This is a genomic window from Lentzea atacamensis, from assembly GCF_003269295.1.
GTDB lineage: Bacteria > Actinomycetota > Actinomycetes > Mycobacteriales > Pseudonocardiaceae > Lentzea > Lentzea atacamensis.
Window position 1 is genome coordinate 1 of the sequence record NZ_QLTT01000014.1, and the last position, 24,034, is coordinate 24,034.

The following is a 24,034-nucleotide window of genomic DNA, read 5'->3' on the forward strand; positions in this document are numbered from 1 at the left end:
CCACGACGGGCTGCTCGACGACGGGCTGTTCCACGACGGGCTGCTCGACGACGGGCTGCTCGACGACGGGCTGCTCGACGACGGGCTGCTCGACGACGGGCTGCTCGACGACGGGCTGCTCGACCGGCTTTGCCCCGGCTGCCTGCGCTGCCGCCAATTGGGCTGCCTGTTGCGCTGCCGCGATCCGAGCTGCCCGCTTGGAGCGGCCGCCTCCGCCAAGACCTTTGACGTCCGGTGTCGTCGGCTTTGCCGGCCCTCGGTCAGGGGCTTCCACCGTGGCGACCTCTTCAGTCATGCTGACACCTCCTCGGCACTGACCGCGGCCTCCTCGGCCTCGATCGTCGAAACCGCCATGACGATCTCCTCGGTCAAGTCGAGGTAGTCCTCACCAACCTGCTCCGCCCGCTCGGTGGGCAGGACTGTCCCCCGACCTCCCTTGCGCTTCTCCCACCACTTGACGCCGTCAGTGGCTTCGGCGACCTCGAAGGTCAGCTGCCCTCGCTTCCGGCACGCCCTTGCCACTGCCTCAGAACTACGGATAACGGTCCTGAACACCGGCGCGTCGACTTCTGCCGCCTTGAGCATCGCCTCGACCTCTGTTCGCGCTTCAACCCACGCGCCAACCGGACGCTTCTCGTTTGCCTTCTTGTCGAAGTAGTACTTGTGGGGGAAGTTGAACAACACCACACCCAACAGCTGAAGGTCTGGGTTGAACCTTCGAGTCTCGGAGAACCGCTTGCTGACGCCGCCGAGGCCCTTGAGCGACCCGGAGTCCGCGACGGAGATCGGGATCAACGCGTAACGCGCGGCCGACAGCGCGAGCTTCTGCGGCTCCTTGCTCGACGGCGGGCAGTCGATCACTACCCAGACGTAGCCGTGCCGGATGACAAGCCGGGCGATCATCACGGCAAGGCCCAGCCACACAGCCAGACCACGCTGCTGTTGAACAGCAATGATCATCGCAGGGAGGTTCGACAGCTCCTCGCCGGCTGGCAACATGTCGAGGCACTGGCGGCCGCGGACATCCCTGATGATCACTGGCTCGTGCCCATGCAACACAGCCTGAGCAAGAGCTTCGCCCTCGTCGTTGAGTTCGTGATCGCCGGTTCCGAAGTCTTCGTGGGCGTTCCCCTGCAAGTCCATCTCGATGTGAAGGACGCGCCCGTAGGGAAGCCCCTGCTCAGCCTTGGCAGCCTCGGCTTCAGCGAGCAGAGCAGCGGTGTGGGAGGCGATCGAGGTCTTTCCCTGCCCGCCCTTTCCTGTGAACACGGCAACGACGCGTTCCAGAAGCGGCCTGAGCATTTCGACGAACTCTTCAAGCTCCGCGTCGGTGGTGCTGTCGCTGAAGCCCTTGAGGTTGAGCTGACCCTCCAACCAAGTGAGGTACGCCTCGACCTCGGCCTTCTCTGCCTCGGACAGGTCGCCCGCACCTCTCACACCGGCACGGCTCAGATCAAGCAGCTGGGTGGCAACCACAGGTCGACTCCCCCTCCAGACACGTTGTTGACATTCGCGGTGGCATGTCTCGTCGCGCGCACGACCGAGCTAGCTGAGATCTGCGACCTGGAGCCAGTAGGTGCACGTGCGTGCCGCTGAGGCTACCTCCGCACGGCCGTCCTGTTGGTGAGGCGTGTCGACGGAGCGACGATCCGCTGTGCGCGCCACCCATCAGCGAGATGCGCATGTGGTGCTGAGATGGAAAGTCAGTCGAGGTATAAACATGCACAGAAGGTGGTCTATGAACGCAATCGTAAACTCGTTTGCTCACCAGGTTGCACATGTAAGCGAATGCTAATCTTCCCCTCTGATTGTAAGGTGGTTCGTATATTAGGCTTCTAGATGGGCTAAATACAGATCCGTAACCCTGCCGGTAAGTTGGTCTTGAATATTGGCTACTACAACGATCCCTTATGCATCTGTGAGACAGGTCATTTATATAGCTTGGCCTACATGCACGAGGTAAGTTGTATATATGAACGAGAAGACGGTGTAAGAAAAGAGCTGAAGGACGCAACACCATCAGACTCAAATTCAAACCGTTGTAGAAGACTTAGGTACGACTGTAGAAATCAACTCAGGCTCCGACTGTACAAGCAACTCCCAGTGGATCGCAGGACCGAACTGATCGACAGGTATAACCACCGCCTAGCTAGAAGGCGGACGAAGAGGCTGGATTAGAGACTAATCCGCCTCCTCAACCTGCTTGTATAGCTGCACGAGCATATATACACCACAGCTGAGCGGTGTTCGGCAGACAGGGTGACTTGGCGGTCCACATTGGTGGGTTTTCTGTCGCAGGGAGCTGCTCGACCTACAGCTCGTAATCGACAGTATTGGTGGCGGCACGGATGCGCTTTACCGTGGGAAGCGCGTCAACAGCGTCCAAGATCTTCTTTACTTCTATAGAGGGAACCTTCGCGCCGCTGCCGAGTGCTGCCTGAACCTCCTCAGCCGCGTACGCGATCGTTACCAGCGAAGACCTCGTATATGTGCCGTCCTTGCGCTCAAGTGCGAGGAGATCTAGCCACTCTCGTTCCTCTTCAGGGACCACGAGCGCGCTCGTCATGCTGAGCAATGCGAACGCAACCTGGTCGATAGCGGCCTGATTTGCCGCGACCCAATGGTCCTCGGCGTTGGCCGGTGCCGTTCTGATCCGGCGAGCCTCGCGACCTTGCTTCTCATCAGGCTGACCAAACTCTGCAAGCCCGGCGAGCCTGTCAAAGCGATCTTGGACGCCCTGTCCGCGAGTGATGGCGTGCACGGCACCAAGCTGACGGCGGAGCACGTCCCTCGGACTGCCAATCTTCAGGCCAGCTCGCAGTGCTGTCAGTTCAGCCGCGCGGTCCTGCCACCAGAGTGCATTGCAAAGTTGCAGGCCTGCTAGGTGGTCGAGTGCCCTGGCAGCCCTGTTGGTGCACGGTGACCTGCGCAGGAACGCCAGCACCATCGCAGGTTCAGCGACTTCAGGCGACGGAAGGTGATCCAGGCGGGAGTCACCCAGGCGGTCACGGCGATGTGCGATCTCGCGGACCAGGCTGGCGACGTCGGTCGGCGGAGGAGCCGACTGCCAGTGCGCATGACAGCCGATACCCGAGAACTGGCACCGCAAAGCTTCTCCGGTGAGCAGGATGCGGTGAACGGCGTGCGTGGTCGTGAGTTCGACGACTGCCCGCGCGGTCCGTACCTCTGCGATCGCTAGCCCGAGCACTGCTGGCGTTGCAGGAGAGACAGCGTCGCTGTCGACGTCGGCGATGAGTTCGTCAACCCACCTGGAAGTCACACCGTGCCGCCCGGCTGCCGCAGCCAGTTGATACGAGACGTGACCCAGCTGCTCGCGGTGGTCGATAACCCAGGTCCACCTCGGGTCTTCGAGCTCGACCTCGTTTTCGCGGCGGACACCACGACTGAGGTCAGGGTTCGGGTCGTCATGGCGCAGCAGATCGGACAGCGTGGCCAGCCGGGCACGAGCTGGTTGATGAGGATCTCCGCGGCCGGTCCGTCGCCGACGTGCCGGCCGCGGATCGTTCTCGGTTCGACGGTGGCTCTCCCGGCCAAGCCCCAGCACGGCCCCCATCTGGTCGTAGAAGAGACCATCAGCCAATCCGCCACGTAGGTGGTACCGCTCCGACCGCCAGCGATCCCAGGTGCTGGCGACTACAAGGAGCTGGGCGTCCATCGCATCAGCCCGCATGACCCAGTCGGGAGACTCAGCGGCCGGGTGTCGACGGAGGTACGCGAGAACTTCGCGGGGGTCCACCCTGGCAGGTGACGGCGTCTCATTCGGCTCGCAGCAGCCAGCGTCCAGGTGTCGGCCGACGATGCGCTGGACGCAGCTGACCAGCTCGAATCGGGATAGTCGGACCGGTGGAAGCATGCGACCACTATTTCACTGCCACCTGGGAGGCCGCCCGAGCCGCTGGCGGAAGCGCGTGCCTCGCCCAAGGCACCCAAGCGAAGATACCGGCTTTGACCAGGACTTTCTTCAAAGAAGCGGTCGCGTCATCCGCCCTGGCGTCAAGGAGACGCACTTTACGAGGTGCCATCAGTCGCGCTGTCGCGGATAAACGCCATCGTGCTGTACGCGAGCGAGGAGTTCAGCGACTGCTCGGTGTGTAGGTAGATGCGGGTGGTGCGGGGATCGGCGTGGTCGAGGAAGTCCTGTACTTCGGCCGGCGACTTCTCCCTGCCGAGCAGCGTGGCCGCAGTGTGCCGCAGCCAGTGCGGAGTGATCTTGGCGGCCTTGCTCTTCACGATGCCGGCGTCGGTTGCGATGTCCGCGCTGGCAGCGATCGAGCGGATCATCGAGCCCAGGGCGTCCGAGCGCAGGCCGCTTCCGCCCGGCTGGCCGTGGTAGGGCGTCGTGCGGAACGCCAGGCCGTCGAGCTCGTCGAACGGCACGCCGAGCCGGGCGGCGACCAGGCCGTGGTAGTAGTCGAGGGCGACGGCCGCCCACGGAACCAGCGGTTTGAGTCGCACGGTGGTCTGCCCTGCGTCGCCTTTGCCGTGGAACCGCAGAACCCGGTGGCCGTCGACGACCAGCCGGACGTCCTGCACCGTGGCTAGCTGCACCGCGCCGGACCGGACCGCCGTGGTGAACAGGACGCGCAGCACGGCGACATCGCGTGCGGCGATTTCCAGCGCGAGCCCGCCGATCTTCTTGGCTTCCTCCAGCCGCTGGTCGGCCTCGGCCATCAGCGCGTTGAGCTCGTCGACGTCGAGGTAGTGCGTCGCGGACTTGTTGGGCTGACGCTTGGGCCGTTTCACCCGCGCGACGGGATTGCGCACGTCGATGTCGTTGTCGATCAGGTAGTGGTACCAGTTGCCGACCGCGGCCAGGCGCTGGTGGATCGTCTCGGCGCTCTTTCCCGCCAGGTGGGTGGCGGTCCAGTCGTCGACGTCGGCACGGCGGGCGGTCAGAGGGTCGACGCTGGCGCGCAGGCAGTAGTCCAGCCACAGGGTCAGCCCGAACTCGTATGCCTTGCGGGTGTGCTCGGAGTCGCGGCCGATGACGGTGGTGACCCACAGCTCGGTCAGGCCACGCACGTGGTAGCGCTCATCGGGCAGCGGTGTCGGCAGCACCATGCGGACCGCGCTGTCGAGTGAGACCTCACCTCGTGCGGCGGCCTCGACCGCGCTGGCCGGCCGCGGCACGATGTCGGTGCTCTCCGTCTCGGTCACGCGATCTCCTCGAGCACGGTGTTGAGGTAGGCGGCGACGCGGGTGGACACCGCCACGGTGGGGCCGGCGAGCTGTCCGTCGCCGCCGATGTGCAGGCCCTCGTCGAGCAGCTCGCTGCGGCTGCACAGCACCCGGAATGCCCGCTGGTTGAACACGCCGTCGAAGGCCTGGTCCGGGGTGACGACCCGCAGGCCGTCCTGGCCGAGCACCAGCACCGTGCGGCCCTGGTTGCCCGCGCACAGCGCCCGTACGTGCTCGACGGACACCCTCAACCGCTTGTGCTTCATGCCTGGTCGCCTCCGAGGTGCGGCCGTCGGGTGACGCCGTGGCGGGAGTAGTGAGTGGCGCCAGCGGCGCAGCACCGTGCGCCGTCCGTGCGAGGCGCCCAGGCTGAGCAGCCCGTAGCTGATCGCGGGCCCGGCGGCCGCCGCCAGCAGCAGCCGCGCTGGCCAGAACTCGGTGAGGACCCCGGCAACGGCGACGGTGAAGACAACGAAGCCGAGCGCCGTCGCGAGCAGGTAGGCCGCGATCATCCAGCGTGTGTCCGCCGGCCCGGAGCGCTCCGTCTCGCGCAGCGCAGCAAGGCCGTCGTCATGCCACTGGCCGCCCAGGCTCGCGGTGTCGGTGCGGAGGGTCACGGCATGGCTCCGTCCTCACTGGCGGCCAGGTGGGCCGCTGGCCACAACGCCACGGGTTCAGGCTGCAGGCGTCGATGCACGGTCACCAGGGTGGAGGTCACCCGCATGTCGACGTGTCCGGGAAAGAGCAGGATGTCGTCCGCCTCGGCCGGGACGGTGGCGAACCGGCCCAACGGCGTTCCTTCGATGTGCAGCCACGGGCCGTTGTAGTCACTGACGATGTGGATGTCGCCGCGGCCGCGCCAGGCGTCCATCGCGGCCTGGGTGTTGCTCGCCGCTTCGGCGGCGTAGGCGTGGATCTGCTCGGCGGTGATCCAGCCGCGTTCGAGTCGGGTGTCGGGAGATACGGCGGCGAGCGCGGCCACGGTGTCGATCTCGGACAGGCGGCGGCGGCCGCGGCGGGGGATCGGGGCGTACAGGTACGCGGTCCACCAGCGCGCGGCGAACTCGGCGGCGGTGCTCGCCGCGGCGGGCGCGAGCTGCTGCGCGAGCAGCTCGGCGGGATGCCGCTCACCGGTCATGGCCGGTCCGCCTCGCCGCGGCGGTCGGCGCGAGGCGCCAGGGCGAGCGTGGGCGGCCCGCAGCTGGCTGATCAGGTCGCCGAGCAGGGTCGCGGCGGCGCTGAAGTTGACCGCCGGCGCGCTGCCGAGCAGTCCGGCCGCCTCATCGACCACGACCATGGTCGGCGGCCGCTGGCTCTGCGTGAGCTCGTCCATCTCGGGGCCTCTTTCTGCTCTGCCTGGTTGAGTCTGCCGTGCCGTACGTGGCCTGGTCGTGCCGTTGCCAGATCCGTGTGCATGCGGCGCGTCGGCACCGGAGTTGCTGCGGCACCTCGTCCAGGCGCATCACGGAGTTGTCGTCGAGTACCTGCTGGGAGCAGACCGCGGTGAGCAGGCGATGAGGCTGGCCCACCGCTGCCCGCTGGAGTGCAGCTCCGCGGCGTCACACGCGTGGAAGACCTTCGTCGATCGGGTGTCCGGCCGGTCGAACCAGGAGGCGTCCCCGGGGCGCGGCGCGGTAGTCGGTGGTCATGACCGCTGCGGACCGGTGGCGTTGTTGCGCGCGGCGCGGCGGGCGGCACCGTGCCGCCGCAGCCGCTGGTCGCAGAGCATGATCAGCGCGACGGTAGTCGCCGCGCAAGCGGCTCCGATCCAGAGCTGATGCGCGACGGACACGAGCACGATCGCCGCGGTGCCTGACACCGCGAGAAGACCGAGCAGAACCACGGTCAGCGCGGTGTTCGGCACGGGGACGTGCGGGGGAGTGGACTGCGGTGTCGGGGGCATTGGCCGTCTCGCCGGTCCCTTCGCGTTCATGTGCAATTTCACTATAGCTTCAGTGTTGACCGAAACTGAGCGTCTCGCGTGCCTTGCTGATCACGCCGGTTCCCGGCCACCGCTGTGGCGGCGCCGATCCCGCTGGAGTCGGCATGTGCAGGTCATCGTGTGCACGATGCTGCGCTCAGGCCGCTAGTGGTTCCGGCCCATGTCGTGGTAGGCGGCGATCGTGGCGGCCGCGAGGCCTTTGTTCAGGGGTCTTCTGGTCCGGCAGCAGCGCGTCCCACACGCCGCCGCTGGCGCGGACGAACGCCTCGGCCGCGATGGCGATCCGGTCCGGGTCGAGCAGCTCGGTCCGGCTTCGCAGCAGCAGCCAGTCCGCGTGCTTGCGCAACTCCGCGTCGGTGGCGTCCGGGCCGAGTTGCTCGCGGGCCGCGGTGAACGCTGCCGCGGCCGCGGCGAGACCGTCCTGGACCGCCGCCTGTCCTGGGCTGACCACACCGGTGTCGATCGTCACGTTGTTCTCCTTCTGGGATGCCCAACGGTGCTGAACTGGTCAGTGATCCCGATCGGCGACGTCGGGGTCGTCGGAGCCTCCGATGCGCGCCGCCAGCGTCTCGGCGCGTTCGGCCAGGCCGATGCCGGTCGCGATCAGCGCGCGAAGCTCGGCACGCACTGCCTCGTCCGGGTTCTCGGAATCGCTCACGCTTGCACGCTCCGCTCCGTGATGGTGTCCGGCAGCGTCAGGTCGGGGTAGGCGCGCAGGTACTCGTCGCGGTGGCCGGCGTAGTGCCGGCGACCGTGCTCGGTCAGCACGACCAGCGGCAGCACCGGATGCGTGTGGCGGTGCTGGGGCAGGTTCTCCACCTCGAGGACGTCGACCAGCGGCCCGTCACGGTGTCCGCGCAGCCGGTCGATCGACCTCTCGGTACGGGTCAGTTTCTTGACCTGCCACGGCGTCAGCCCGGACGGTAGGGCGCGCACGTCCTCCGGCACCGGCCAGCCGCGCTCCTCGTAGGCCTTGATCAGGGTCGTCCGCAGGTAGCAGTTGCCCGCGGCCTCCAGCACGGCCAGGCGTGCCAGGACCGGCACGTCGGTGACGCGCACCAGGTGTGGTGGCTTGCGTGCCTGGTGCGCGGCCAGGTCGGCGTGCGCCAGGTCGAGCTTGTGCCGAGGCTCGACCGCCTCGACGTCCGGGTACAGCTCCCGGTAGCACGCGTGGTGCAGCTCGTAGTGCCGCACGCCCGCCGGTGAGAGCCGCACACGGTACTCGGTGCGCGTGGTGTACTCGTGGCCGGTCAGCGGGTTGATCCCCTCCTTGCGGGTGTGCACCGAGAACTCCTCGATGTGGCTGCCGTCCTTGCGGTCCCGCAGGTGCAGCAGCGTCTTCCACGGAGGTGCCTTGTCGTCCTCGTCCCACGTGGTCTGCGTGGTCAGGCCGTTGTCCCCGGCCTCGTACAGCCGGGCCAGCGCGGCGAACGACCAGCGCGCCATCAGCCCGGCCGGTGCGGTCGCCGGGCCGGTGATGCCCGCGCCCGCACGTGCCGCTGCCCGGCCGGCGGCGGTGAGCCGGACCCGCACGCGCGGCACGTGCTTGCCCAGCACGGCGATGTAGATGTGGTCGTGCTCGACCTCGACCAGGCCCCGGCGTTCGAGCGCGGCCAGCGTCGAACCCGAACCCGAGTCGTGCTGACCGGCCTCGCGCAGCTCGTGCTGCACCGAGCTGTAGCCGCCGAGGTCGCGGGGAAGCTTGATGTCGTAGGTGACCAACCGCCACTCGGAGGCCGGCGGCGTCGTGAGCCACTCGGCCTTCTGGCGACGGATGTCGGCCTCGGCGGCCTGGTCGAACCGGAAGATCGTCGACAGGTACAGCCGCTGCCGTTCGTTCAGCCCGTCCCACGCCGCCGAGGCCTTGCCGTTGCTCACTTCGCACCACCGACGACCGAATCGGCTGGCAGGTCGGTCGGCAGCTCCAGCGCCAGGATCGAAGCGCTCACGGCGGCCGTCCTCTCACCCGTGTTCTTCTCGGTACCACGCGTCTGACCTGCCGGGTGCGGGTGGGCGATTCGCTCGGCGGTGCGCAGGCAGGCCTTGCAGGTCGGGATGCGGTCGTTCGGGATGTCCAGGTTCTCGAACAGCAGGTGTGGCGCTCTGCTCGGGGTCCAGCACAACGAGCGGTTCGCGTCCCGGCGCAGGCGGCCGGTGCGCAGCGGCTCCCTCACGACGATGTGCTCGGCCCCCGACACGTAGGCGGCGTAGTGGTGGCGGCCGGAACCGTTGTAGGCCACCGACACGCGAACCGGCAGCGCCGCTCGCAGCGACGCCCACGCCTCGGCCTGCTGCTCCAGGCGCTCGGCGCGGCACCGCTCCTGCAGAGCCTCCCGCTCGCGCTCGGCGAGTACCCGCGGCGGCACCGGTGGGTCGGGTTCGGCGTCGCGCGCCAGGCCGAGCAGCACGAGCTCGGTCCAGCCCAGGCTGCGCCAGCCGTGCACCGGCCGGCCGATCACCGCGCTCAGCCACTCCGGATGCGCCCTGGCGAGCTTGCCTTCCAGCTGCCGCAGCACGACGGGGTCGATGAACGGACCAGCCTCCCGGCGGGCCCGCTCGCGCAGCCCGGCCAGCACCGCGTCCGAGAGGTTTGTCGCCGCGGGCGCGGAGCTCGGCGCGGCGGAGCCCTGTCGCGCCAGCGCGCCCAACGCCGGTAGATCCGTGCCTGGAACGGTCTGCGCGTCCACAGCGACCCCCTCCGTCCCGCGTCCGGGCACGAGTAGTAGATAACCGGCATTATGTACTGCTCACCAGAGGCTATCAGTTCTGTTCTGTAAACAAAACTAGCCGTCTTCCGTTTACGAAACATTATGCGCTAGGATGATCGTATGACTGAAGATCGCGGTCAGCAGGCCGGTGACCAGGGCGGAGGCGCTTCCGGGGCTGGTGCGGGGGTGAACCCGCTCGTCAAGCCGGTCGCCGGGTCGCCGGACGGGCCGCGGCTGTGCGGGTTCTCGCTGTGCCGCAAGGTGCTGCCGGACGCCGGTACCGGCCGCAAGCTCGAGTTCTGCCGGGACAGCGACACCAGCTGGCCGGTCGGCGACCGGACGGCGTCCTGCCGCGAACTCGGCCGCGCCGAGCGCGCCCTGGCCGCCGTCACCGACGCCCGCGCCGCCGTCGCCGAGGTCAACGTGGTCGAGCTCGGCGAGGCCGTCGACGCCGTGCTCGGCCCGGTGCGGGCGATCGCCGGCCCGGTGGCCGCACTGCTGGACACGCTGACCGGCGTGCGGACCCAGCTCGACGACGCCGTGGCCACCGCCCGCGCCGACCGCGAGGAAGCGCTGCGACTGGTGGCCGAGGCCAACGGCCGCGTCGAAGCAGCCGAGCAGGTCGCCGCCGAGGAGCGCGCCGCGCGGCAGTCAGCCGATCAACGGGCCGAGGCCGCCGAACGCGAGGGCCGCCGCGACCGGGAGGCCAAGGAACGGGCAATGTCCGACACACGGCGCGCCGAGGGCCAGGTCCTTGAACTGCAGAACGCCCAGCGACGCGACGCCGAACGGATCCAGGCCCTCATCGAGCGGGTGGAGACAGCCGAGACCCAACTGGCCACCCGCACCTCCGAGCGCAACTCCGCCCGCGCCGAGTGGGCCACCGAGAAGCAGCGGGCCGATGACGCCGAGGCCGCCAACCTCACCCTGGAACGCGCCCTGCGCGATGAGTTCCTGCAGGCACTCGAACGCCGCGCCGAACAGCACCAGCAGAACCTCGACGAGGTCCGCGCCGCCTTCGACGCCCGGCTCGACCAGATCCGCGCCGACCTCGAGGCCGCCCGAGAGACCGAGCGGCGCCAGCACACCGAGCAGCTCGGGACGCTGCAGCAGCAGATCGGCGCGCTCACCACGCGTGCGGAGACCACCGAGAACTCCCAGCGCGCCCAGCTCGACCGGAACCGGGCGCTGCGCACCGTCCTCGCGGCCGCGCACGGCCGTCTCGGCGACGACGACGCCGAACTGCGAGACCAGATCCAACAGCTGCTCGCCGGCGCCTAACCAGTGACCAAACGAGGAACTGCTGCTCTCACCAGCCGCTGACCTCGACGAGACCCACAGAGAGGACGTTCGACGTTGAAACGGTCCACCTCAAATGTGGCTCGAAGCCAAATTCGCTTGGGACGACGCAACATGGAGGAGCACTCAGATGGCCAGCGACCCTCGTGATCGCCAGGTGGAACTGCCCGACGCAGCCGAGGTCGAGCGACGCCTGAAAGGCTTCGGGGGCGGAATCCCCGGCCTCGCGACCTTCTATCAAGGTGTCAGCGAACGGATCGGAGGACTGGCGCAGAAGCCTCACGACCTTGTGCAGGCGTTCCGCTTGGCTCTCCACGATGCTGAAAGCCGCGGCGAGCTGGAGCACGCTGCGCGCGCAGCCGTGCTTCTCCTCGTGCCGCGTCTGTTCGCAACCCTAGTCGACGACGAGGTGTTTGTGGAACAGGCCAAAGCTGACTGGATCGCCACCAATTGATGCAGGCACCGCGCGATCAGCTTGACAGGCACACGGCCTTTCGCCGCAGCACAAGCAGATTGCATACGTGTGTCCCGCGAAACCATCCGTATCCGTGCCATCTCGGGGGCTGAACGACAGTGACCATCGAATACCACCTCGACGACACCGTGCTCTGGTCCACCCGCAGCGGCCACGCCGCCCTGCTTGTCGACCCCAAGGCCGGCGAGTGGCGGGTGACCTGGTGCCCGGCCCAGCCGCTGACCCGAGAAGCGGCGCACGCCGCGTTGGAGTTCGCCGAACTGATCTGGACCACCGACATCGCGCCGACCCACCGGCAGGCGATGGGCGACATCGTGTGGCGCGCGGTCGGGATCGGCGTGGACCCCATGCAGGCGAGGGAGCTGGCCGGGCAGAGCCCGCCCTACGCGGTACCGGACGGCTACACCGACGACGACATGCCGGAGCTGCTGAAGCAGGTCCAGGCCCACTTCGCTGCCCGGTGACGCTGGCCGACCTGGACGGGGAGGCCCTGAGAAAGCCCCCGGCCAGGCCGCCGGCCAGCGGACCCATCCCGCATGCGACGAAACGGAGTCACCTCAGATGATCCCGCACACCTGCCCTGCCCCGGACACCCGCACCCCGCATCAGCACGGCCAGTCCACCACCGCCGGGGTGTGGCCATGCTGAAACCGGCCCAGCGTGAACTGCTGCGCGCGGTCCAGGAGGGCAAGGTCGCGTGGCGCCACCACCTCCGCGCCGGCTGGGCGATCCGCCGCACCGACGTCCGCTCCACCGGCCCCGGAGGAGGCCTCGGCCGCCGGGTCACCCAAGCCATCGAACGGCTCGCCGCCGGAGGTCTCGTCGCCACCGTGCCCGCGCCTTCCGGCTGCGGACCGGACGTGCCGATCACCATCACCGAGCCGGGCAGGGCGCTGCTCGACCTCGCGAACCTGCCGCTGCTCGCCCTCACCACCGCGGCCGCCGCCCCGACCCTGCCGATGGCGCGCGACGGCCGCGAACCCTTCCCCGCCGGAGACGAAGGCGACGCCCCGTCCGGCGCGCTGCTCGACCTGACCGACGACGAGCCCGACCACCCGGAGATGCAGGGCTGGTGGCAACGGCAAGGCCACCAGTGGATCCCCGTCGACCCGCCCGCCGACGACGAGGACCGGTCGTGACGCCCGCGGACGGCGACCCAGCCGGGACCACCCACCGCGGTACGACCGCGGCCCCGGAACTCGCGGCGTACAGGGCGAGCGCGTCGTTCGCCGCGGCGTTCCGGCGCTACCGCCGGGCGCTGCGGGCCGGCCTCCTCGAGGTGCGCGCCTACAACACCGAGCACCCGGATCTGCCGCTGGCACTGGTGCGGTACCGCCTCGACCACACCATCAAGGTGGTCGGCTTCACCCACGCCCGCCCGGATCAGGCCGTGCCGGACGGCCTGATCCTTTACCCCGAACGAGGAGAACACCTCGTCCCGGTCCCTGGCGGACCCGGAAAACCCTGGCGCGCGGTGCTGCGCCACCACCGCCGGCAGATCCCCCACCTGATCGACACGGTGTTCACGCCGCACGGCGCCCCGGTCTACCACCTCACGGCCACCAGCTCCCACACCGCGACCGTGCACGACCTCGGCGATCACGGCGTGTTCGTCACGATCGCCGACGGCTACCGCGATCCCGGTCGCCACCTCACCGCGGTGCCGCTGCAGGAGTTCCGCCTCGCCCAGGCCAGCCACGAGAACAGGACGGTGTCGTGATGAGTGCGCACCAGTACACCGAGTTCGGCATCCGATGGACGATGGAACACGGCGACCCCCGCGTCGTACTGGGCGGGTCCCGCGCCGCCGCGGAGGAACTGCTCGACGATCCACCCCCAGGCTCGCTGGACGGGGTCGTGGTCGAGCGCATCGTCACGCTCTCCCCGTGGGAGCCGGTCGACGGCGTGCAACCCCGCACGCCGCCGTTGTTCGCGCAGCCGCACCGCGTCTTCACCTTGCCCGGATTCCCGGACGACGTCGTACGGGACAGCAACGACTTCGACGGCCTGCGCTACATCGTGCTCGGCGACGACGCCGAGCAGATCGTGATCCTCGGTCACCCGCCCCAGGCGGACGTCACCGCCTTCCAGCGCTGGTACGAGAAGAACGAAGGTGGCGACCCGGACAACAGCTGGTACTCCGACACCGTCGAGTCCACCTACGCGCGGCAACTGCGCGAATGCCCCGACCACCAGACGAAGGCCCGCGAGTGCGCGTGGTGCACGCGGATTGACCCTGACGAGCCGTGGCTGGACTGGACCCGCGGGGAGAACGAGCCACCGCAGACCAACGCCGGCAAGCCGTACTACTTCCCGATCACGCTGTGGCACCTGCACGGGTGACCACCATCAGCGACACCTGACCGCTATAGTCGTTAGCTGACAAACGGTGGCCTCGCGCGGCCCCAACTCCGAGCCGACCCGGTCCCCACGTGACCACATCGGCGCATCGGACAAGACGGCCTAGAGTCTCGGCGCGGCAGTGCAGCACCACGCGATGACGTCGAATCACCTGGACGAACCTCGCGGGGTGACGTGGGCTCCCCGCTGGAGGACACCCAGATGAGCAACAGCCACTCCAAGCGCAATGCCGTGGACGCAGTGCGCGCCACCACCGGTGCCGGACACACCGAAGCACGTCGCGCGGCCTCGGCGGCCCGGCAGCGCCCGATGTCCGACGTCGACCCCATCGCCGTTCCCGCGCCGGTCGCCGTGAGCGTGGCCCAGCACCTGCGGGCGGCCGGATTCCACATCGCCGCCGTCCACCAGCTCGGCAGGGACAACGGCGTTCTGCCCCAGTTCAGGTCCGACATGGTGACGGGACCGGCCGCCCAGTTCGGCACCGCACTCAGCCAGGTCAGCTCCCGCCTGACCGACCTGAGCACGTGGAGCGAACGCACCGCGCACCGGTCAGGCGCGATCACGTGCGTTCCGGAGCACCTGTCCAGGTCCGCCGACAGCGAGGCGGCCCTTCGGATCCTCTACCCCGAACTGCCCGACGACGCCGGCGGAGACCGCTGGTGCGCGAAAGCCGGTGGCCGGATGCCGCTGCCGGGAGAAGGCCACGTCGAGCCCAGTTCCGACACGGTGCCCTGGTCGGCACGGAGCCTGCTGCCCGGCGCCGCCCCGGAGTGGACGCTGTCGGCACACGGAAGCGGGATCAATGTGCGCAGCGCAGGTGACGTCGTGCCCGGAACGCCGTCCGCGGCGATCTGGGACGCGAACGAGCATGTGCACCGTTACCTGTCGAGCTGGATGAGTCGTGCGGGTGACTCCCCCGCCGACCTTGCGGCAGCCCTCGACGGACTGGTCGCGCTGGCCTCCGCCCTGCCCAAGGCCATCGAGATGGTCAGCAGGGAGATCGCACGCAGGTCCAAGGAAGGACTGCTTGAGGGCGTCGACCGCCAGCGCCTCGCCCAGTCCGCCGCGAAGCTCACAGCCATGACCGCCGAGACCGCCGAGGACCGCGTCGGCCAGATCAACCACCTCCGGGGGGCAGTCCACGGCATCCGCCGCGCGGTAACCGGCGCGACAGCGGTTCTCCCGCCCGCGCCGGGAATGCGCGCCAAGCTGGAACGGATCGCACCGAGGTTCACCGGCCGCTCGGCGGCACAGCTTCGCACCGAGCTCGGCGAAGAGGCCTTCCTTCAGCGGCAGATCTCCAGGGCCCGTCCAGGTGACTACAGCCGTCACGACCTGCTCGAACGGATGCTCACCTGGATGCACGCCACCGGTGCCACCGAGTACGACGCAGCGGCGCACCTGGCCGCCGAGAACAAGGCGGTGACGGCATGATCAGCGGTGAGGGTGCGACGACGTTCGCACGGCAGCTCGAACAGTGGCAGGCCAACCCGGTCACCGCCCAGTTGAAAGCGACGATCCTGATGGCGACCTGGTCCTGCGGTGAGACCCGGTGCGGACCCGTAGCCAGCTGCGTGGCCACGGACTGACCAGTGCCGGGCGAGGCCGCGCCGGAGCCGCGGGCGTTACTACAGCACGCCCGCGGCTCCATGCAGGTTCCCGGGGAGTGCTCTGCGGCGCCACCTGCGGTCAAGGCGCGGGGTACAGGTCGGCCAGGGTGAGGTCGGAGCGGAGCCGGTGAACGGTCGGCCGGAGCCGGTTGGTGAACGCGTGTACGGACCCTTCGACCTCGACCTCGACGACCAAGGTCGGGTGGACGGGCTTGTATTCGGTCTCGCCGCGGCCGAACTGGCCGGTGGACACGCGAACAGGCGGTTCACCGGTCAGGGCGAGATGTGGTCCGGCTTGGGCTCGCAGAGCGGGTGACAGCGGCTGGGACAGCCCGATGCGGCGCAGTTCGCCGGTGGCGTCGGGGCGGGCGAGCAGGAGTTCGACGGGCGTGCTGGGGCTGCCGGTGGCGCCGATGACGACCGCATCGACGACGACGGTGTGCCGGACCTTGATCCAATCCCCGTTGCGGCCGACGCGGTAAGGCTGGTCGAGGCGTTTGATCAGACAGCCTTCGATGCCCACGGCGGAGACCTCAGGCTGCATCCAGGCAAGGCCTGATCCCGGTCGGTGGTGTACGGGATGAGTTGCAGCGGCGGACGCGCGTCGGCCATCACCGCTTCGAGCCGGGCGCGTCGGTCCTGGCAGGTCTCCGGGCGAAGGTCGTGGTCGCCGGCAGCGAGCAGGTCGAAGGCGACGAAGTAGATGGTGATGCCCGCGGCGACGCGGCCACGGGGCGTGCTGGTCAGGGCACCGAAGTCCAGGCGACCGTCGCGCAAGGCGACGATCTCGCCGTCGAGCACCACGTCCCCGAGCGCGCGTCCGGCGGTGATCAGCTCAGGGAACCGGGCAGCGAGGTTGGTTCCACGCCGGGACTGCAGCACGCCGTCGCCGCTGAACAGCAGGCCGCGCCAGCCGTCGTACTTCGGTTCGTAGCGCACCGGACGCCGGGCATCCGCCCGCGGCAGGTTCTTCTGCGCGCGGGCCGCCACCAGCTCCACCGGAGCATGCAAGACGGCCATCGACGCCGTCCACTACCCGGACGCGCGGCGATGATGAGGTTGTGCAGACATTCGGCCTCCGTCCTCGGTGGGGGCGCGGGACGCCTGTGTACCGGATCCGGCACACCTCGAACGCTAGGCCGAACAGGTGAGCACTTCAATATTTTGCCAGGTAAACCCCCCTATGAGTCCTTCATGGACTGTGACGGTGCAATCGCTTGGTGTTACGCCCGGCTCGGCGTGCCGACCACTGAGGCCTTCGCTCGTTCAAGAGCGACCTGGGACGCCACCGGGTGGCAGGCGGCGCCGGACGCCCGTAGTCGCGGTCGAGTTGACTTGCTAGGCCATTCAGTCGCACACTTCGCACGCGTGTTCGAGCTGACTTCCCCTCAGCGTCTCTGGTCGAGGCTGGGCGGGAAGGGGAAAGCCAGGTGTCGTTCAACGCGCCGTACTCCAGCTGGGCGCAGTTGGCTGGCCAGCTCGCCTCGTCGCCATCGAGCGCGGAAGCTGGCCGCACGGCACCGGCCCGCCGCACCGAGGATCGACCTCCAGGCACCGATCCGCACACCCCGGCCGCGGACCGCGACTCCGCGGTGCCGTACGTCGAGCTGCACACGCACTCGAACTTCTCTTTCCTGGACGGCTCGAGTCATCCCGAGGAGCTCGCCGAGGAGGCCGCGCGCCGAGGCCTGTCCGGGATCGCGCTCACCGACCACGACGGTATGTACGGCGTGGTCCGGCTCTCCACGGCCGCGCGCGACGCGGGCGTCGGCACGGCGTTCGGCGCCGAGCTCAGCCTGGGATTGACCGGGCCGCAGAACGGAGTCGCCGATCCCGAGGGCACTCACCTGCTCGCGGTCGCGCGCGGGCCGGAGGGCTACGCGGCGCTGTGCCGGGTGATCAGCTCGGCGAACCTGCACGAGGCAGCAGAGAAGGGCCGCCCGGTCTACAACGGGGACGAGCTCGTCGACGAGCTGCGCGGCCGCGTGCTGGTGCTGACAGGCGGGTGCCGCAAAAGCGCGGTCCGCCAGGCCCTCGCCAGCGAGGGCGGTGAGGCGGCGCGGGCGGAGGCCGCGCTCAAGGAGTTGCTGCGGCTGATCGACCGCTACGGCCGTGACCACGTGGCGGTCGAGCTCGTCGACCACGGCTACCCCGGCGACAGCGCCCGCAACGACCTGCTCACGAGGCTTGCCCACGCGGCGAAGGTGCCGATCGTGGCGACCGGCGCGGTGCACTACGCGACGCCGGCTCGCGGGCGGCTCGCCGCGGCGATGGCCGCTGTGCGCGCGCACCGGTCGCTCGACGAGATGGCGGGTTGGCTGCCGCCCGCGCCGGCCGCGTTCATCAGGTCCGGGCAGGAGATGGCGCACCGGTTCCGCCGCTACCCCGGTGCCGTCGCCAACGCCGCGGCGCTGGGCGGTGAGTGCCTGTTCGACCTGCAGGTCATCGCGCCGAAGCTGCCGCCGTTCCCGGTGCCGGACGGGCACACCGAGGACTCCTGGCTGCGAGTGCTGACCGAGCGCGGCGCGCACCACCGCTACGGCACCCGCCAGGACTCGCCGACGTCGTGGGCGCAGATCGACCGGGAGCTCGAGGTGATCGCCCAGCTCGGGTTCCCCGGCTACTTCCTCGCCGTGCACGACATCGTGAACTTCTGCAAGAACAACAACATCCTGTGCCAGGGCCGCGGCAGCGCCGCGAACTCTGCGGTCTGCTACGCGCTCGGCATCACCGCCGTCGACCCGGTCCGCTGGGACCTGCTCTTCGAGCGGTTCCTGCACCCCGACCGCGACGGCCCGCCCGACATCGACGTCGACATCGAGTCCGACCGCCGCGAGGAGGTGATCCAGTACGTCTACGGCAAGCACGGCCGCCGCCACGCCGCCCAGGTCTGCAACGTCATCACCTACCGGCCGAAATCCGCAGTGCGGGACATGGCCCGCGCGCTCGGCTACTCGACCGGCCAGCAGGACGCGTGGAGCAAACAGATCGACGCCTGGACCCCGCTCGACCAGCAGCGCACCGACCAGCAGGCGATCCCCGAACCCGTGCGCGAGCTCGCCGGCGAGATCGACGGGTTCCCCCGGCACCTGGGCATCCACTCCGGCGGCATGGTCATCTGCGACCGGCCCGTCAGCGAGGTCGTCCCGATCGAGCAAGCCCGCATGGACAACCGCACCGTGCTGCAGTGGGACAAGGACGACTGCGCCACCACCGGCCTGGTGAAGTTCGACCTGCTCGGCCTCGGCATGCTCTCCGCCATCCACTACGCGGTCGACCTCGTCGCCGAGTACGAGCACCAGCACGTCGACATCGCGCACCTCGACCTCGGCGACCAGGCCGTCTACGACATGTTGTGCGAGGCGGATACCGTCGGCGTTTTCCAAGTCGAGTCCCGCGCGCAGATGTCCACGCTCCCCCGGCTCAAACCCCGCAATTTCTGGGACCTCGCGATCGAGGTCGGGCTAATCAGGCCGGGCCCGATCCAGGGCGGCAGCGTCCACCCGTTCATTCAGCGCCGCAACGGCAAGCCCTGGCGCCACGACCACCCGCTGCTCGCCCGCGCCCTGGACCGCACGCTCGGCGTCCCGCTCTTCCAGGAGCAGATCATGCAGATCGCCGTCGACGTCGCCGGGTTCACGCCGGGCGAGGCCGACGAGCTGCGCCGCGCGATGGGCTCCAAGCGCTCGGCGGCGAAGATGGAACGCCTGCGGAACCGCTTCTACTCCGGCATGGCCACCAACGGCATCACCGGCGCGCTCGCGGACTCGATCTTCACGAAGGTGGCCGCGTTCTCGACCTACGGGTTCCCGATGAGCCACGCCTTGTCCTTCGCGCACTTGGTGTTCGTGTCCGCGTACTTCAAGCGCTACCACCCGGCCGCGTTCTGCGCCGCGCTGCTGCGCGCCCAGCCGATGGGCTTCTACTCCCCGCAGACCCTCGTCGCCGACGCCCGCCGCCACGGCGTCCGCACCCGCCGCGCCGACGTCACTACCAGCCTGGCGCACTCCACCCTAGAGCCCGACCCCGCCAGCACGGGCGGGTTCGCCGTGCGCCTCGGCCTCGACGTCGTCCGCACCATCACCACCGACACCGCCCAGCGCATCGTCGACACCCGCACCAACAACGGCCCGTTCGCCGATCTCGCCGACCTGGCCCGCCGCGCCGAACTCGCCACCGACCAACTCGAAGCCCTCGCCACCGCTGGGGCGCTCACCACGTTCGGATCGTCGCGCCGTGACACCTTGTGGTCGGCCGGCGCCGCGGCCCGCGACCGCGCGCACCTGCTGCCCGGCACCAGCATGACCAGCCCCCCACCCACACTGCCCGGCATGAGCACGTGGGAGCTCACCGTCGCGGACCTGTGGGCCACCCGGATCACTCCCGACGGACATCCCATCGAACTGATGCGCGCCTACCTGCGCGAACGCGGTGTCCTGGCCGCGGCCGCGATCCGCACCATCGAGCATGGCACTCGCGTGTTCGTCGGCGGCGCCGTCACCCACCGACAACGCCCGCCCAGCGCCGGCGGCATCACCTTCCTCAACCTCGAAGACGAGACCGGCATGGTCAACGTCGTGGTGCGCCAAGGGGTTTGGGATCAGTACGCGATCATCGCGAAGACCAGCAGCGCGCTCATCGTGCGCGGCATCGTCGAACGCTCCGACGGCGCGATCAACCTGGTCGCAGACAAGCTGCAACAGCTCGACCTGAAAGAAGTGGATCTTCGCTCTCGGGACTACCGATGACTCGAGCTGCTGTAGCGTCTCAAATTCGATGACACTTTCCCAATGATCTTGGCACCGAGATGTCACTACTGTAGTGACATCGAGAATGGGATTGATCATTCCTTCACGTGTCGCTGGGCCGAGTCCGTCTTCCGGTGACGACTGATCGGGGGCTTGGTGGCATCGCCATGAGTGCGGCGGACTCTGCATCAGCCGCGAGGAGGAGAAGCGAGAACGCGACCGAATGCGTGCTCCCAGACGGGCAGCACCTGCGTGTAGTCGCTAGCGCCAGCGAGCTCCCTCGCCGCCTGCGCCATCTGTATCAGCCGGGCCGGCTCCGCTCGCAACGCGGTGATTTTCTCCACGAAGGTCTGGGCCACGTCGGCGTCTGCCGGGTCTCCCTCGATCAGGCAGCCTGTGACGCCGTCGATGACTCGGTCCGGTAGCGCCCCGGTCGGCGAGCAGACGATCACTGCGCCGGCAGCAGCGGCCTCCATGGCCGCGATGCAGCAGGTTTCTGGGGATGTCGTTGGGTACAGGTAGAACTGTGCCGTCAGCTGGAGCTTGATGAGATCGGGTTTTGCTACGCGGCCCAGATAGTGCACGCCGATGGGTGCCATCGCTTTTGCGCGGTCGTACAGCGCGCCTGCCCGGAGCAGGTCTTCCTCGGGTGTGATGCCGCGCAGCAGGTGACTTGACGCGACGAACAGCTCGGAGTCCGGATGCGCATCGTGGATGGCGGGCCACATGTCCAACAGCTGTTCCAGGCCACGTTTCGGGTTGGCGGCGTACAGAAACCGGCCTTCGACCTTAGGCTGCGGGTCGGCGTAGTCCGCTGTGTCGAGACCGTCTGGTGTGACAACCCATTCGGCATCGTGTGGGTAGCCGTGTTCGGTGACATAGAGGTTGCGGTGAAAGTCGGAGACGGCGATGACAAGGTTGATGTCGCCCGCGCGGACCTCACCGATGAGACTGTCGTTGGGTTTCCTCAGTCCCAGTTTCACCGCTCGGACCGGCGAGTTGAACCGGCCCGGTTCCATCCTCTTGGTCCGCACCCAGAAAATGATCACGTCGCGGTAGTGGTCCTTGCCCAGTTCCGTGAGGGGCAGCCACCGGACGCCGCGATCGTCCACGCGGGGGCAGTCGGCGTATACCCGCACCTCGTGACCTCGCGAAGCAAGGCCGCGAGCGAGCACGACCATGCTCGTCTCGTTGCCGCCCAAGCCTTTCGTGGCCAGGTCGGACGGCTGTACGGGGAAATATCCTGGGTGCACGAGGTCGATCTTCATGAGGCTCCTCGGCTGGACCGTCGAACGCGAGATCCCGCAGGCGCTGAGCGTGATGTCGAGCGGAAACGCCCTCTGCCACGGCGGAAGGACAGGGACGAGGGAGTGAGGCGGCGGCCAGGAGCCCGGTTCCTCACGCAGAACCCACCGTGGTCTGGATGTTCGGTTCTGGCGTTCTCTGGGACGCGATCCAGTGTCCCGAGCCGGGATCGCTGCCTGCGTCAAAGATCAGCATTGCGGGGTGGCAGTGGGGTAGGTCGACCCTGATCACCGTGTCGTGGGCGGGTTCGGCGCCGCGGAAGGCGAGTTGGGCAGCCGCTCGGGCGTGGTCGAAAGGCGTGGGTGCGATGAGGGCGAGCACGGCGGGGTGCCTGCGAACGTCGTCTGCGGGAAGTCGGACGTGCTGGCCGGCTTGATCGGTTACCAGCACCCATCGGTCCTGGGCTGCGGGATCCGGTAGTTCGTGGCGGAACTGTACGGTCGGCAGCGTCTCCGCGTCGACGACGTGGACCGCGTGAAAGCCTTCGTCGGCGACGGTGGTGAGCGTGTCGGCCATGCGCGCGGCGTTGGTCTGCAGGACGTCGTCTCCGATGATCCTCAGCCGGGCCGTGGTTCGGGCCTGGCAGCGTTGCAGCGGGAGGTCGAGCAGCACGGCGACGGCCGGCACGTTGTGCGTTCTGGCGAGGTCGAGCAGTTCGCTCCTGTCCTGTCGACGCAGGTTGGTCGCGTCGATCACGGTGGTGACGGCGTTGTCCAGCCGTGCCCGCGCCATGTCGAGCAGGAGGTCACGAGCGCGGCGGCTGTTGGTTCGGCTGGCGGGGTCGTTGCACAGGCGGGTGCGGAACTCGTCGCTGGACAGGATCTCGGCGGGGGCGAAGTGGCGGCGGGCCAAGGTGCTTTTGCCGCTGCCCTGCACGCCGATCAGCACCACGAGGGCAGGGGTCGGCAGGTCGATCACGGTCGTGTTGGTCATGCGGGAGTCCTAGGCGGCCAGTTCGGTGCGCACACGGTGTTCGAGGTGTCGTACTGCCGGTTCGTACTTCCAGCGGGCGAGGCGGAGGCGCACCTGGTCGAGGTATTCGCGCGTACGGGCTGATCGGATACAGGTCAGCGCGGTCACGACGTGGTGCGTGTGGTGCAGGGCTCGGTCGAGGTCGGGATTGCGGCCTTGCAGGTGGCAGGTGGCGATCACGGCTTCACGCAGGGCGTGGGAGCGGCCGAAGGCGTCGATGGGCGCGTTGGCGAGGCTGTTCCAGGTCAGGGCCTCGATCGGTTTTCCCAGGTCGCGGTGGATCTCGACGGCGTCGGCGGCGAGTCGGTTGTGGTCGAAGAAGTCGATCCAGGCGGGGTCGTCGCCGGTGTGGTGTTCGGCGGTGTCCAGCAGCAGTTCGGAGCGGCTGAGCGCGGCGGCCGCGGCGCGGCTGTTGCCGGCACGGGCCCACACGCGAGCCTCGATGAGCTTGTGGAAGGCACGGACTCGCCGGGAGGCGTGGTGCTGGGTGCGGTGGTAGGCGGCGTCGACCATGTCGGCGGCGTCGGAGTGAAAGCCACGCAGCGATGCCTGCAAGGCCATGCAGGACACGACATAGCCGCCGAGCGGGAGGTCGCCGGCGGCGCGGGCCAGGCGCAGCGCTTGGATGTAGTGGCGCTGGGCCAGTGCCTGGTCCCCGTTGTCGAACGCGGTCCATCCGGCCAGGCGCGCCAGTTGCGCGGTTGCGGAGAACAACCTGCGGCCGGTGGCGTCGTCGTAGCTGCCGTGCAGCAGCGGTGCCGCGCGTTCTTTGAGGCATGCGGTGATCGCCGATGTTCGCCAGTGCCCGCCCCCGTAGCGGGAGTCCCAGCGGCGCGCGTCCTCGGCGGCGGCGACCAGCTCGTCGACGTCACTGTGCCCGACCCTGCGGAACGCCTCGGGAGAGCAGGAGTTGGCGCGGGGGTCGGCTGGCAGTGTCAGCCAGCGCCGCAGCGGCACGATGTAGGCGCCGACGGCCATCGCGGAGCCGGTGAGGAAGGTGCGGCGGTCCACGCGACTCCACAGGCGAGTAGCGACCTGGACTGCCACGGGAAGTTCGCGCGGGAAGTCCAGGCCGATGGACGATTCCGGGGAATCGTCGGCTTCCAGGCCGATCTCCCGCAAGGTCACCGGCCTGCCGAGCCGCTCTGCCAGGACCTGGGCGATGAGCGGCCGGATCTCCGGCTGGGGGTTGTGGCCGCGGGTAATCCAGTTCGCCCAGCTCGTGTGGGTGTAGCGGGTGTGCAGTCCCGCTGTGGTGGCCAGTTCGTTGAGCCGGTGGGCCAAGGAGGCTCGTGAGGCCTCTGTTGTGGCGACCACGCGTTCCAGGTCGGGGTTGGCGGGTTTCGACGGTTTCGTCGCGGACATGACCTCACCTCGTGACCAGCGTGCACGATCACCCGGCAGCTGTGCACGTA

General features: G+C 68.7%; 25 protein-coding genes. 9 read left to right on the forward strand and 16 right to left on the reverse strand.

What is annotated here, in order from left to right; genetic code table 11:
* The 11 genes from C8D87_RS45480 to C8D87_RS41500 form a co-directional block, all read right to left on the reverse strand.
* On the reverse strand, positions 1–295 hold a 295-nt coding region (locus C8D87_RS45480; RefSeq protein WP_215732638.1), incomplete at its 3' end, for a hypothetical protein.
* Positions 292–1,476, reverse strand: a complete 1,185-nt coding sequence (locus C8D87_RS41455; RefSeq protein WP_112231760.1) for a ParA family protein — start codon at positions 1,474–1,476, stop codon at positions 292–294. The genes C8D87_RS45480 and C8D87_RS41455, both read right to left, overlap by 4 nt.
* Before the next feature lie 835 nt (positions 1,477–2,311).
* A complete protein-coding gene (locus tag C8D87_RS45485; RefSeq protein WP_146772032.1) occupies positions 2,312–3,676 on the reverse strand; it encodes a hypothetical protein in 1,365 nt (454 codons plus the stop codon).
* Positions 3,677–4,029: 353 nt separating this feature from the next.
* On the reverse strand, positions 4,030–5,178 hold the full coding sequence (locus tag C8D87_RS41470; RefSeq protein WP_112231766.1) for a tyrosine-type recombinase/integrase: 1,149 nt from the start codon (positions 5,176–5,178) through the stop codon (positions 4,030–4,032).
* Positions 5,175–5,816 (reverse strand): hypothetical protein, encoded by a 642-nt coding sequence (locus C8D87_RS41475; RefSeq protein ID WP_112231768.1) that lies wholly within the window; start codon positions 5,814–5,816, stop codon positions 5,175–5,177. Before C8D87_RS41475 ends, C8D87_RS41470 begins: the two co-directional genes overlap by 4 nt.
* Complete coding sequence (locus C8D87_RS41480; protein WP_112231770.1) at positions 5,813–6,532, reverse strand: hypothetical protein; 720 nt, start codon at positions 6,530–6,532, stop codon at positions 5,813–5,815. Before C8D87_RS41480 ends, C8D87_RS41475 begins: the two co-directional genes overlap by 4 nt.
* 312 nt (positions 6,533–6,844) lie before the next feature.
* Positions 6,845–7,102 (reverse strand): hypothetical protein, encoded by a 258-nt coding sequence (locus C8D87_RS41485; RefSeq protein WP_112231772.1) that lies wholly within the window; start codon positions 7,100–7,102, stop codon positions 6,845–6,847.
* 175 nt (positions 7,103–7,277) lie between these two features.
* Positions 7,278–7,610, reverse strand: coding sequence for a hypothetical protein (locus tag C8D87_RS41490; protein WP_112231774.1), 333 nt, complete (start codon positions 7,608–7,610; stop codon positions 7,278–7,280).
* A 39-nt stretch (positions 7,611–7,649) separates the two neighbouring features.
* Positions 7,650–7,799, reverse strand: a complete 150-nt coding sequence (locus C8D87_RS46540) for a hypothetical protein (RefSeq protein WP_170166770.1) — start codon at positions 7,797–7,799, stop codon at positions 7,650–7,652.
* Entirely contained in the window at positions 7,796–9,019 is a 1,224-nt protein-coding gene (locus C8D87_RS41495) for a hypothetical protein (RefSeq protein ID WP_112231776.1), read from the reverse strand. The genes C8D87_RS46540 and C8D87_RS41495 overlap by 4 nt, the downstream gene beginning before the upstream one ends.
* Entirely contained in the window at positions 9,016–9,828 is an 813-nt protein-coding gene (locus C8D87_RS41500; RefSeq protein WP_112231778.1) for a hypothetical protein, read from the reverse strand. The genes C8D87_RS41495 and C8D87_RS41500 overlap by 4 nt, the downstream gene beginning before the upstream one ends.
* A 141-nt stretch (positions 9,829–9,969) precedes the next feature.
* On the opposite strand from C8D87_RS41500, the gene C8D87_RS41505 reads away from it, so the two are divergent.
* The 8 genes from C8D87_RS41505 (at position 9,970) to C8D87_RS46545 (ending at position 15,573) form a co-directional block, all read left to right on the forward strand.
* Positions 9,970–11,130 carry a coiled-coil domain-containing protein gene (locus C8D87_RS41505; protein WP_112231780.1) on the forward strand — a complete coding sequence of 387 codons (1,161 nt, stop codon included), beginning with the start codon at positions 9,970–9,972 and terminating at the stop codon, positions 11,128–11,130.
* Positions 11,131–11,278: 148 nt separating this feature from the next.
* Positions 11,279–11,602, forward strand: a complete 324-nt coding sequence (locus C8D87_RS41510; protein WP_146772033.1) for a hypothetical protein — start codon at positions 11,279–11,281, stop codon at positions 11,600–11,602.
* Positions 11,603–11,721: 119 nt separating this feature from the next.
* Entirely contained in the window at positions 11,722–12,087 is a 366-nt protein-coding gene (locus C8D87_RS41515) for a hypothetical protein (protein ID WP_112231783.1), read from the forward strand.
* A 177-nt stretch (positions 12,088–12,264) separates the two neighbouring features.
* A complete protein-coding gene (locus tag C8D87_RS41520) occupies positions 12,265–12,762 on the forward strand; it encodes a hypothetical protein (RefSeq protein ID WP_146772034.1) in 498 nt (165 codons plus the stop codon).
* Positions 12,759–13,343, forward strand: a complete 585-nt coding sequence (locus C8D87_RS41525; protein ID WP_112231787.1) for a hypothetical protein — start codon at positions 12,759–12,761, stop codon at positions 13,341–13,343. Before C8D87_RS41520 ends, C8D87_RS41525 begins: the two co-directional genes overlap by 4 nt.
* Positions 13,343–13,966, forward strand: a complete 624-nt coding sequence (locus C8D87_RS41530; protein WP_112231789.1) for a hypothetical protein — start codon at positions 13,343–13,345, stop codon at positions 13,964–13,966. The genes C8D87_RS41525 and C8D87_RS41530 overlap by 1 nt, the downstream gene beginning before the upstream one ends.
* Before the next feature lie 192 nt (positions 13,967–14,158).
* The gene (locus tag C8D87_RS41535; protein ID WP_112231791.1) at positions 14,159–15,418 is read left to right on the forward strand and encodes a hypothetical protein; all 1,260 of its coding nucleotides are present in this window, start codon (positions 14,159–14,161) and stop codon (positions 15,416–15,418) included.
* Complete coding sequence (locus tag C8D87_RS46545; protein ID WP_170166771.1) at positions 15,415–15,573, forward strand: hypothetical protein; 159 nt, start codon at positions 15,415–15,417, stop codon at positions 15,571–15,573. Before C8D87_RS41535 ends, C8D87_RS46545 begins: the two co-directional genes overlap by 4 nt.
* A 100-nt stretch (positions 15,574–15,673) precedes the next feature.
* Here C8D87_RS46545 and C8D87_RS41540 read toward each other — a convergent pair whose 3' ends face one another.
* Both C8D87_RS41540 and C8D87_RS41545 read right to left on the reverse strand, forming a co-directional pair.
* Entirely contained in the window at positions 15,674–16,117 is a 444-nt protein-coding gene (locus tag C8D87_RS41540) for a DNA ligase-like domain-containing protein (RefSeq protein ID WP_112231793.1), read from the reverse strand.
* Positions 16,096–16,593, reverse strand: a complete 498-nt coding sequence (locus C8D87_RS41545; protein ID WP_170166772.1) for an ATP-dependent DNA ligase — start codon at positions 16,591–16,593, stop codon at positions 16,096–16,098. Before C8D87_RS41545 ends, C8D87_RS41540 begins: the two co-directional genes overlap by 22 nt.
* Before the next feature lie 431 nt (positions 16,594–17,024).
* On the opposite strand from C8D87_RS41545, the gene C8D87_RS41550 reads away from it, so the two are divergent.
* Complete coding sequence (locus tag C8D87_RS41550) at positions 17,025–20,342, forward strand: error-prone DNA polymerase (protein ID WP_112231797.1); 3,318 nt, start codon at positions 17,025–17,027, stop codon at positions 20,340–20,342.
* Positions 20,343–20,530: 188 nt separating this feature from the next.
* Here C8D87_RS41550 and C8D87_RS41555 read toward each other — a convergent pair whose 3' ends face one another.
* The 3 genes from C8D87_RS41555 to C8D87_RS41565 form a co-directional block, all read right to left on the reverse strand.
* Positions 20,531–21,610, reverse strand: coding sequence for a glycosyltransferase family 4 protein (locus C8D87_RS41555; RefSeq protein WP_112231799.1), 1,080 nt, complete (start codon positions 21,608–21,610; stop codon positions 20,531–20,533).
* Between the two features lie 130 nt (positions 21,611–21,740).
* The gene (locus C8D87_RS41560) at positions 21,741–22,580 is read right to left on the reverse strand and encodes an AAA family ATPase (protein ID WP_112231801.1); all 840 of its coding nucleotides are present in this window, start codon (positions 22,578–22,580) and stop codon (positions 21,741–21,743) included.
* A gap of 9 nt (positions 22,581–22,589) precedes the next feature.
* The gene (locus C8D87_RS41565) at positions 22,590–23,984 is read right to left on the reverse strand and encodes a sporulation protein (RefSeq protein WP_112231803.1); all 1,395 of its coding nucleotides are present in this window, start codon (positions 23,982–23,984) and stop codon (positions 22,590–22,592) included.
* Positions 23,985–24,034: the final 50 nt, after the last annotated feature.